At 45.2% G+C, this 10,000-nt stretch carries 11 protein-coding genes; 8 read left to right on the top strand and 3 right to left on the bottom strand.

The features are described from left to right. Positions 1-357, bottom strand: a 357-nt coding sequence (locus tag LDL40_RS01085) for a beta-ketoacyl synthase N-terminal-like domain-containing protein (RefSeq protein WP_300992848.1), incomplete at its 3' end; no start/stop codon positions are given. Between the two features lie 165 nt (positions 358-522). Between LDL40_RS01085 and mnmC the strand changes: the two genes are divergently transcribed. From mnmC to LDL40_RS01070, 3 genes are read left to right on the top strand one after another with little or no spacing between them, the layout of a single operon-like run. Continuing rightward, a complete protein-coding gene (gene mnmC / locus LDL40_RS01080) occupies positions 523-2,367 on the top strand; it encodes a bifunctional tRNA (5-methylaminomethyl-2-thiouridine)(34)-methyltransferase MnmD/FAD-dependent 5-carboxymethylaminomethyl-2-thiouridine(34) oxidoreductase MnmC (protein WP_300992846.1) in 1,845 nt (614 codons plus the stop codon). A gap of 5 nt (positions 2,368-2,372) precedes the next feature. Next, positions 2,373-2,987, top strand: a complete 615-nt coding sequence (locus LDL40_RS01075; protein ID WP_300992844.1) for a response regulator — start codon at positions 2,373-2,375, stop codon at positions 2,985-2,987. After that, a complete protein-coding gene (locus LDL40_RS01070; RefSeq protein ID WP_300992840.1) occupies positions 2,972-3,430 on the top strand; it encodes a response regulator in 459 nt (152 codons plus the stop codon). Before LDL40_RS01075 ends, LDL40_RS01070 begins: the two co-directional genes overlap by 16 nt. A 2-nt stretch (positions 3,431-3,432) precedes the next feature. Here LDL40_RS01070 and LDL40_RS01065 read toward each other — a convergent pair whose 3' ends face one another. Next, complete coding sequence (locus LDL40_RS01065; RefSeq protein WP_300992838.1) at positions 3,433-4,314, bottom strand: OmpA family protein; 882 nt, start codon at positions 4,312-4,314, stop codon at positions 3,433-3,435. Positions 4,315-4,425: 111 nt separating this feature from the next. Between LDL40_RS01065 and rnt the strand changes: the two genes are divergently transcribed. Beyond that, positions 4,426-5,103 carry a ribonuclease T gene (rnt, locus tag LDL40_RS01060; RefSeq protein ID WP_300992836.1) on the top strand — a complete coding sequence of 226 codons (678 nt, stop codon included), beginning with the start codon at positions 4,426-4,428 and terminating at the stop codon, positions 5,101-5,103. 61 nt (positions 5,104-5,164) lie between these two features. Here the strand turns inward: rnt and LDL40_RS01055 are convergent, their stop codons facing one another. Continuing rightward, complete coding sequence (locus tag LDL40_RS01055) at positions 5,165-5,503, bottom strand: Grx4 family monothiol glutaredoxin (RefSeq protein WP_300992834.1); 339 nt, start codon at positions 5,501-5,503, stop codon at positions 5,165-5,167. 225 nt (positions 5,504-5,728) lie between these two features. Between LDL40_RS01055 and LDL40_RS01050 the strand changes: the two genes are divergently transcribed. The 4 genes from LDL40_RS01050 to LDL40_RS01035 form a co-directional block, all read left to right on the top strand. Next, a complete protein-coding gene (locus LDL40_RS01050) occupies positions 5,729-6,313 on the top strand; it encodes a Fe-Mn family superoxide dismutase (protein WP_300992832.1) in 585 nt (194 codons plus the stop codon). Positions 6,314-6,543: 230 nt separating this feature from the next. After that, positions 6,544-8,466: a PrkA family serine protein kinase gene (locus LDL40_RS01045; RefSeq protein WP_300992830.1), complete on the top strand. Its 1,923-nt coding sequence runs from the start codon at positions 6,544-6,546 to the stop codon at positions 8,464-8,466. A gap of 21 nt (positions 8,467-8,487) precedes the next feature. Then, on the top strand, positions 8,488-9,756 hold the full coding sequence (locus LDL40_RS01040) for a YeaH/YhbH family protein (protein ID WP_300992827.1): 1,269 nt from the start codon (positions 8,488-8,490) through the stop codon (positions 9,754-9,756). Between the two features lie 23 nt (positions 9,757-9,779). Beyond that, positions 9,780-10,000: SpoVR family protein (locus LDL40_RS01035; protein ID WP_300992825.1), on the top strand; the 221-nt coding region annotated here is incomplete at its 3' end.

Here is a 10,000-nt window from a genome sequence, read left to right as displayed (position 1 = left end):
TAAGGTGTCAGCCGCTTCAATCTGAGTTTTAGACGAGGCGCCACCAGAACCCACCACTAAACCAGTGCGGAAGTTCGATACTTGTTCTGGTGTTAAAGCTGCATCTTCAATGGCTTGTTGCATAGAAATATAAGCATAAGCTGCTGCATCACCCATAAAACGTAAGGCTTTGCGGTCTATTAAGGCGGCGGTATCAATTTCAATCTGACCCCAGACCTGTGATCTCAGGCCCATGTCGGCAAATTCCTGTGACGCTTTAATGCCTGAGCGTCCTGCTTTTAACGATTCCAGTACTTGCTGTTTATCGTTACCAATGCTGGATACTATGCCTAACCCTGTGATCACTGCTCTTTTCATGCTTGCTCCAAACAAAAAATCGGATGTCTTTTAGTAATTGCGCCACATTGTACGGAGTTTCTTTTCGAAACTGGTCCGCTTTCAGCGCACAGTTGTACACTATTATCTATTTGTATTGCGGCTAAGTTACAATACTGCATTCTTTTTCGATAGGGTTCTTCTTCGTTGCAACAGGCTCAAGTTCACTACAATGACGCTGGCACACCGGTTTCCGACCTGTTTGGTGATATTTATTTTTCCGACAATGGCGGCCTGGATGAAACCGATTATGTGTTTTTACATAAAAATCAGCTACCTGAACGCTGGTTTACCCATCCACGCGCATTTTTCCATATTGCAGAAACAGGCTTTGGTACAGGCTTAAACTTCCTATTAACCTGGCTGCGCTTCCGACAATACAAAACCAATGCGACGACTTGCCAGCGACTTTATTTTAGTAGTTTTGAAAAATATCCTTTCAGTAAAACCGACTTGACCAAAGCCTTAGCGGCCTGGCCCCAACTGGCTGAACTCTCGGCTTTACTGGTAGAAAGCTACCCTGTAGCGTTACCAGGTCCGCATAGGCTTAGCTTTGATCAGGGTACAGTGGTGCTGGATTTGTGGTTGGGCGATGTCAACGAGTTACTGCCACAAGTGCCGGAGCACAATAAAGTCGATGCCTGGTTTTTGGACGGTTTTGCCCCCAGTAAAAATCCGGATATGTGGCAGCAAAATTTGTTTAACCAGATGTTCAGGCTCAGTCACAGCGGCACAACGGCTTCTACCTTTACCTGTGCTGGTTTTGTTCGTCGTGGCTTAAATGAAGCTGGGTTTTCCGCCAGAAAAACCAAAGGTCATGGTCAAAAACGTGAAATGTTGATTGCAAGCGCAGAGCAAGCTGCCGTATTGACCGCAAATCAGCCGAACCCAATCACAGTGATAGGGGCTGGCGTCGCTGGTCTTAACGCTGCATTTGCATTATGGCAAAAAGGGTTAAAAGTTCAGTTACTATGTGCCGATGCACATGCGGGTATGGGCGCCTCTCACAACCGCCAGGGCGCTGTGTACCCTAACCTGCACGCGACTTACGATCTGATGTCCTCTTTAAGTTGCCAGAGCTTTTTATATGCCAGACAGTTTTATGCACAGTGGCTGGAAAAACTGGCAGTCGCAGCAGACTGGTGTGGAGTATTGACACTGGCCTGTAATGAGAATCTGGCTAAGCGTCAGCATAAAATTCAGCAGCAATCTTTTGCTTTAAGTGGGCTCTTTGATGCTGTCACTCAAGAGCAGGCTTCGTATATTGCGGGCGTCTCAGTGCCTTATCCCGGATTGTTTTTTCCAACTGCAGGTTGGTTATGCCCCCAGGACTATTGCCAGCAGCTAGCGAATTGGCTGAGCAGCCATGGCGTCGAGATTAGCTACCATACCCAGGTGCAGCGCATTTCTGAGCATCAAGACTATTGTCAGTTAGAAACCAGTGCAGGAAACCTTCAGGCGACAACAGTAGTGCTGGCAACAGGAGCACAATTAAATAGTCTGGCCTATCAGGAGTCTTTCCCCCTGCGGCAAATTCGCGGTCAGGTCAGTCATTTGCAAAGCCAGAGAATGACGCCACTGAAAACCGTAGTTTGTCATCAGGGTTACATCACTCCTGCATACCAGCAACTGCATTGTGTAGGCGCCACCTTTGATCGCACCAATGGACACAGCGAAGTGCTCGATGCTGACAACCAACAGAACCTCGATTTGGTCAATCAAACCTTGGGGCAACCCGAGTGGTTTGAAGACGTAGAAGTGATGTCTGCCAAAGCAGGTTTACGCGCGACTGTACCTGATCATATGCCCGTACTTGGTCAGCAAAAACAGCTTTGGCGTTTTGGTGCTCTCGGGGCTCGAGGTTTAACCTGGGCACCTTTGCTGGCTGAAGTTTTAGCTTGTCTCATCACAAATGAGCCTTTACCTTTAACGACACAACAGCTTGATTGCATTGATCTACAACGTTATCTTCGCCACAACCAAAAGGATTAAGTCTATTGAACCTTCTTTTTGCTGAAGATGACGCTTTGCTTGCTCAGCTGTTTCAGTTACAGGCAGAAACCTTTGGTTATCAGGTCTTCTGTGCGCAGAACGGTGATGTAGCAGTGCAACAAGCTTTAAGTTACCAGTATGATTTGATTTTAATGGACATTCAGATGCCGGTGCTCGATGGTATTGAAGCAGTGCGGATGCTGCGTACTTTAGGTTACGACAGGCCTGTTATTGCAATGTCGGCAGAAGATGTTACAGAGCCCGGTTTTAGTCTGGTACTAAAAAAACCTCTGCAATGGCCGGACGTCCAACAACAACTGGCTCAGTTCAAAGCTATTCCCGCTGTTAAATTAGAACTACCCGCTGAACTCAGGAACGCCTATCAAGCACATGCTCAACAGCTATTCCATCAACTGGATATGCTGGCAGAGCAGCAAAATTGGATTGATTTTATGACCATTGTCCATCAACTTAAAGGCAGTGCTGCCAGCTTTGACTTAGCCATAGTGAGTGAGCTGGCTCATCAGTTGCAAAGTGAATGGCAAAGTATCCCGGCAGAACAAAAAAAACAGCGCGCCAACTATTTTCTGGAGCAGTGTAAGGCATGCAAACTAAAATAAAAGTGCGGGAGCAGAAAATATTGTTGGTGGACGATTTGGATTATAACAGACAGTTATTGCGTAATAACCTGACCATGTTGTTTTCCAGAGAAAAGTTGAAATACAAAGCTTTTAGCTATTTTCAGGCTCACAACGCTTCATCCGCCTTGCAAACTTTCAGTCAACAACTACCAGAAATGGTATTTTTGGATATTGAATTGCCGGATGGTTCAGGCCTTGAATTGCTGAAACGTTTTAAAGAACAAAAGCCTGATTGTTTTGTAGTGATGGTCAGTGGTGTCAGCACATTAGAAAATGTCAAAACCAGTATTGATTCAGGGGCAGCCTCTTTTATCGTCAAACCTTTTACCGGTGATAAAATTCTCGCCGTGCTAAAGCAATTTGACAGATACTACGACAAGTTACCAAAACAAGCCGTCGAACCTTTACTGCAAAAGCCCTAATCTCAGGGCTTTTCCATTTGAATCACAACACGACGGTTTTTGGCCCGGCCTAACGAACTCTCATTTGAAGCGACATGACGTTTCTCACCCAAGCCTTCGGTGCGGATACGGTTTTCTTCCAGCCCAAAACTCACAAGCTTAGCCTTTATCGCTTCCGCACGTTTGATCGATAACTGCTCGTTCATCCAGCGTCCGCCAAAAGAATCACTATACGCCTGAATATCTATACTCTCGATACTCTGATCATGCTTTAAATAGGAGGCTATTTGCTCAAGGCGTTTTTTAGAGGCTTTGGTCAATTCATCGCCACCCGATTCATAGGTCAACACCGTAAAGGCAATATCATCAAAGGTATAAGGTAATAAAGCGCTGACGCATTGAGTAAACTGGTCCATAGCTTCGATAAAATGAACCGGATTCAGAGAGACGCTGACTTTGTCGTATGGACTGTACCAATCAGAAAAATAAAAGGTCGGGCTGTAGCCTTGTTCCAGCTCTGTCAGCATAATCCAGCTTTCGGCTTTGCCTAAATCACCATCAAATTGTTTTAGCATTTTCATACTACTTATAGCTTTGGCCTGTTCTCCGGGACGCCAGACCGGCGGCACAGAGAGCACTTCTGCCAGCGCATAATGGTCAGGCAAACGCAGCATGTTCAGTTCAAACTGCATGTTCAATTCCTTGCCAGCCACACTGCGAAAATAGGCTTCACCAAAATGAGGGATAGGATGACTCAATTCGCACAACAAAGGCGAATTTTGCAGTAAAGACCAGCTGGATTTATCTATAGTGGCAGAATACTGCCGCAATCCGGCATGCGCTTGTGCAGTCAGCATCACCAGCATCAGACAAAGCTGATATCGTATAGGTTTCCCTTTTTTCATCTCAACACCCGTTGTTTTTCAACTTCAACCAGGACAAACAAGGTACTCAAACAAGACGCTTTGCAATTTATTTGGCATAATACCTGCCAATCTTATCAGGACACAGGTCTTATGACTCAAGCTTTACATCCGTTAGCACAACGTTTTCGTGGCTACTTCCCTGTTGTTATCGACGTAGAAACCGCAGGCTTTAATGCAAAAACAGATGCATTGTTAGAAATCGCTGCTACTTTGTTGACTATAGACGAAAAAGGCATGCTTGTTCCAAGCCAGACTTTGCATTTTCATATTGAACCTTTTGAGGGTGCCAACATGGAAGCAAGTTCACTGGCTTTTAATGGTATAGACCCCTACAACCCGCTTCGTGGCGCGGTTTCAGAACGGGAAGCCCTTACAGAAATCTGCCGTGCTGTACGTAAAGCGCAGAAGGATGCCGACTGTCAGCGCGCTGTTGTGGTGGCGCATAATGCTGCTTTTGATCAAAGTTTTTTAAATGCCGCTATTGATAGAATTAAATTAAAACGTTCGCCTTTTCACGCTTTTGTGTCTTTTGATACCACGACTTTGTCAGCTCTGGCTTTAGGTCAGACGGTCTTGGCAAAAGCCTGCAAACAAGCAGGTATTGATTTTGACAACAAAGAAGCACACAGCGCTTTATATGACACAGAGCGCACCGCAGAGTTATTCTGCTACATAGTTAACCGTTGGCATCAATTGGGCGGTTGGCCACCACCAATGCTATTGGATGATAGCGAACAGGAAGAAAGTACAGAGTCTGATCCTGACTGATCTGCTCCGCATTAAAAAAACAAAAGGCAGCTTGTGCTGCCTTTTGGTATCAAAGAGTAAATTACTCTACGCTCTCACTGTTATACTTAGCAGCAGTTTCATTGATCAACGGCTGCAATTCACCGCGCTGGAACATTTCCAGAATAATGTCACAACCGCCAATCAACTCACCTTCAACCCATAACTGTGGGAAAGTTGGCCAGTTAGCAAATTTTGGTAATTCAGCACGGATATCCGGGTTTTGCAGAATGTCGACAAACGCAAAAGGTTGGCCACACGCAATCAGGGCTTGAGAAGCCTGAGCTGAAAAACCGCAACTCGGTAATTTTGGCGAACCTTTCATATAGATAATGATTGGGTTATCAGCCAACTGTTGTTTAATTTTCTCAATGGTTTCCATCTTCAGCCTCTGGCACTACTGGGTTTAAAAATTTGTCTCATTTTACGCTCTGTTCGTTCATTTCGCACTTGAGATTTTACAATGTGCCCCAAGAATATGGGGAGCAGACTACTGCATTGCAATAAGTTCTGGCTGCGAAATTTACGACTAAAACTTGAGTAATTTAGTCGGGTTTTGTAGTCTACGCGATGCAGACCCCATAAACAACGCCTACGGAGAACGACAATGGCTTTCGAATTACCAGCATTACCTTTCGCAAAAGACGCATTATTACCTCATATCTCCCCTGAAACTCTGGATTATCACCATGGCAAACACCATAACGCCTATGTGGTGAAATTAAATTCACTGGTCGAAGGTACTGAATTTGCTGGTAAGTCTTTAGAAGACATCATCCGTACTTCTCAAGGTCCGGTATTTAACAACGCAGCTCAGATTTGGAATCACACTTTTTACTGGAACTGTTTATCACCAAATGGTGGCGGTGAACCAACTGGCGCTTTAGGCGATGCAATTACTGCGCAGTGGGGATCTTTTGCTGCATTTCAAACTGCTTTTAATGACAAAGCAGTCAACAACTTCGGTTCAAGCTGGACCTGGCTAGTGAAAAAAGCAGACGGTTCTTTAGATATCGTCAACACCAGCAACGCTGGCACACCACTGACTGATAGCTCAGTCACTGCACTGATGACAGTGGATCTGTGGGAACACGCGTACTACATCGATTTCCGCAATGCACGTCCAACTTACTTAAATGCGTTCTGGGCGTTAATCAACTGGGAATTTGCTGCGAAAAACTTCGCTGCTTAATTTGCTGTTGCTGTAAATCTTTAAGCCCGGTTCGCCGGGCTTTTTGTTTGTTCCGAATTAAAAAACATCCAATATCCAGATAACTCTCTACTGTTCTGTTCAGTCCTCGCTACAAAAAAAATTCATATTTTTCTGTGAATTAGTTGAGCGAAGCGCTTTTTTACTGTCTAACCTTACAACAGTGGCTTTATTTGCATTCAGTTCCCACAGACCAGTTTCGGAGGTGCACTATGGGCATTTTTGAGCACTACAAATCTAGATACGAAGCAGCCAAAGAAGAGGAATACAGCATCCAGGAGTATCTGGAGCTCTGTAAAAAAGACAAAAGTTGCTATGCAAGCGCAGCAGAGCGGTTATTGATGGCCATAGGTCAGCCTGAACTCATTGACACAGCACAAGACCCTAAACTCAGTCGGTTGTTTTCCAATAGAGTGATAGGACGCTATCCGGCTTTTGCCGAGTTTTATGGCATGGAGGATGCGATAGAGCAAATTGTCTCCTACCTGAAACACTCGGCCCAAGGCCTGGAAGAGCGCAAACAAATTCTATATCTGCTAGGTCCTGTAGGCGGCGGTAAGTCCTCTTTAGCCGAAAAGCTAAAATCTCTGATGCAACAGGTGCCCGTGTACTACATCAAAGGTTCACCCGTCTACGATAGCCCTTTGTGTTTGTTTGACGTCAATGAAGATGGCAATATTCTGGAGCAGGAATACGGCATTCCCAAACGTTACCTAAAAACCATTATGTCGCCATGGGCGAGTAAACGCCTGCATGAATTCAACGGCGATATCAGCCAGTTTAAAGTGGTGAAAAAATACCCTTCGATTCTGGATCAAATCTGTATCGCTAAAACTGAGCCTGGTGATGAAAACAATCAGGACATCGCGTCTTTAGTAGGTAAAGTGGATATCCGTCAGTTGGAGCACTTTGCCCAAAACGATCCGGATGCCTACAGCTATTCAGGCGCTTTATGCCGTGCCAATCAGGGCCTGATGGAGTTTGTTGAGATGTTCAAAGCGCCAATCAAGGTGCTGCATCCGCTGTTGACTGCCACGCAAGAGGGGAATTACAACGGTACTGAAGGTTTAGCCGCCCTGCCCTTTGAAGGCATTATTCTGGCACACAGCAACGAGTCGGAATGGCAAACCTTTCGTAACAACAAAAATAACGAGGCCTTTTTAGACAGGGTGTATATTGTCAAAGTGCCTTATTGCCTGCGGGTGTCTGAAGAAGTCAAAATTTATGAAAAACTGTTGGAGCACAGTGAATTAAAAGTAGCCCCCTGCTCTCCTGCAACTTTAACTTCGCTGGCACAGTTTGCTGTATTGTCGCGTCTAAAAGCGCCAGAGAACTCCAGTTTGTACTCCAAAATGCGGGTTTATGACGGCGAAAGCTTAAAAGACACAGACCCTAAAGCCAAGTCTTATCAGGAGTACCGTGATTATGCTGGTGTGGATGAAGGCATGTCGGGTTTATCCACCCGCTTTGCCTTTAAAATCTTATCCAGGGTGTTCAACTTTGACTCCACCGAAGTGGCTGCTAACCCTGTGCATTTGTTTTACGTGCTGGAGCAGCAAATAGAGCGGGAGCAATTCCCGTCCGATGTGGCAGAGCGTTATCTGGAGCATTTAAAAGGCTATTTAATTCCGAAATACATCGAGTTTATTGGCAAAGAAATTCAAACCGCGTATCTAGAGTCCTACTCTGAATATGGCCAGAACATTTTTGATCGCTACGTGATTTATGCTGATTTTTGGATCCAGGACCAGGAATACCGTGACCCTGAAACTGGTCAGTTGTTTGACAGAGCAGCACTGAACGCTGAGCTGGAGAAAATTGAAAAACCAGCAGGGATCAGCAATCCAAAAGATTTCCGCAATGAGATCGTTAACTTTGTACTGCGGGCTAAAGCCAAAAACAATGGCAAAAACCCAACCTGGACCAGCTATGAAAAACTTCGCACTGTGATAGAGAAAAAGATGTTCTCCAGCACAGAAGAGCTGTTGCCTGTGATTTCTTTTAATGCCAAAACCTCCACAGACGATCAGAAAAAACATGATGATTTTGTCGATCGTATGATGGAAAAAGGCTACACCCGTAAACAAGTACGCTTACTGAGCGAGTGGTATTTACGGGTTCGCAAATCACAGTAAGGTCAGAGCCTTGGAGGTTGTATGGCGCATTTTATTGACCGACGCTTAAATGGCAAAAACAAAAGTGCTGTCAATCGACAGCGCTTTATCCGCCGCTACAAGCAGCAAATTAAACAAGCCGTGTCCGATGCCATCAGTAAACGCAGTGTCACCGATATCAATAACGGTGAAAAAGTCTCCATTCCCGGCAAAGACATTACCGAGCCTTTTTTCCATCAGGGTCAGGGTGGCCACAGAGAAAGGGTGCATCCTGGCAATGATCAATTCAGCCCCGGCGATAAAATCAAAAGACCCCAAGGCGGACAAGGCAGTGGTTCAGGTCAGGGCGACGCCAGTGCAGATGGTGAAGGCGAAGACGAATTTGTATTTTCGATTTCTAAAGATGAATACCTGGATTTATTATTTGAAGATTTAGAACTTCCTAATTTGAAAAAAAACCAGTTGGATAAACTGGTGCAATACAAAAATGTGCGGGCAGGTTTTCGCTCTGAAGGTGTGCCGACCAATATAGATATAGTGCGGTCTCTACAAGGCTCTTTAGCTCGCCGAGTTGCGATGACTGCAGGTAAAAAGCGGGAGCTGCGAGAGCTTCAGGCAAAGTTAGCCTTAATCGAAGCGCAGCCTGTGCCGGATCAGCATCAACTGATGGCACTGCGCGAACAAATAGCGCTGCTTGAAAAAAGAATAGCTGCTGTGCCTTTTATTGACAGCTTCGATTTGCGTTTTCGCAATTTCCAAAAACGACCAGAACCTACCAGTAAAGCCGTAATGTTTTGTCTGATGGATGTGTCTGGATCTATGGATCAGCCGACAAAAGATATGGCCAAGCGTTTTTATATTTTGCTCTATATGTTTTTAAGCCGCAGCTATAAAAATGTCGAAGTAGTGTATATACGTCACCATACGCAAGCCAAGGAGGTGGATGAGCAAGAGTTTTTTTATTCACAGGAAACAGGTGGCACCATAGTGTCCAGCGCACTGAAAATGATGGCCGATATTGTCAAGGACAGGTACGACCCGGCACAGTGGAATATTTACGCCGCTCAAGCCTCAGATGGTGATAACTGGGCCGATGACAGTCCTCAATGTGCTGATTTACTTGCGCAGCAGATATTGCCTTTTGTGCGTTATTACGCCTACATCGAAATTACCCCAAGGCCCCATCAAAGCTTGTGGCTGGAGTACGAAAAATTACAACAAAGTTTCGATAACTTTGCCATTCAGCCGATACGGCAAGTAGCAGACATTTATCCTGTATTTCGCGAACTCTTCAAAAAACAGGCTGCTTAACTGCTGACTTCAGGGAGTTGCTTATGTCTTCTGTAGAACAAAAACAACCACTATCCGATGGCCCGGATTGGACCTTTGAATTACTGGGGCTGTATCAGGCGGAAATTGAACGTGTTGCCAAGCTCTATAAGCTGGATACCTACCCCAATCAGATTGAGGTCATTACGGCCGAACAAATGATGGATGCCTATTCCAGCGTTGGCATGCCTATTGGTTATAACCATTGGTCCTATGGCAAAAAATT

The sequence above is a fragment of the Rheinheimera sp. genome, assembly GCF_020217005.1.
Classification (GTDB): Bacteria; Pseudomonadota; Gammaproteobacteria; order Enterobacterales; family Alteromonadaceae; genus Pararheinheimera.
This window is presented reverse-complemented; position numbering and strand designations above follow the sequence as displayed.